Below are 236 nucleotides of genomic sequence, written 5' to 3'. Positions count from 1 at the left end.
CCGTTCGATTAGAACGAGTGTTGAATGCCTGCGTACACGCCGGTCTGGCTGTGGCCCGGCAGCGGGTTCTCGTTGTACGAGACCGTGCCGTCCGAAGCGGTGATGTTGCAGCCACGGCCTGCGTTGTTCGCATCCAGACCGAAGTTAGCCGACTTGCTGTTGCGCACGGTCGCGACCTGGATGTCCAGCAGCGTGCGCTTGGACAGGTTGTACGAACCGCCGATCGTGTAGATCGT

Annotated in this window: 1 protein-coding gene; it reads right to left on the bottom strand. The window is 61.0% G+C overall.

The window, feature by feature from the left end; all coding sequences use genetic code 11:
• Positions 1-8: 8 nt before the first annotated feature.
• Positions 9-236: hypothetical protein (locus AC0L3A_RS41155; protein ID WP_473256634.1), on the bottom strand; the 228-nt coding region annotated here is incomplete at its 5' end.

This window comes from Bradyrhizobium sp. MI1.3, from assembly GCF_055811695.1.
This window is presented reverse-complemented; position numbering and strand designations above follow the sequence as displayed.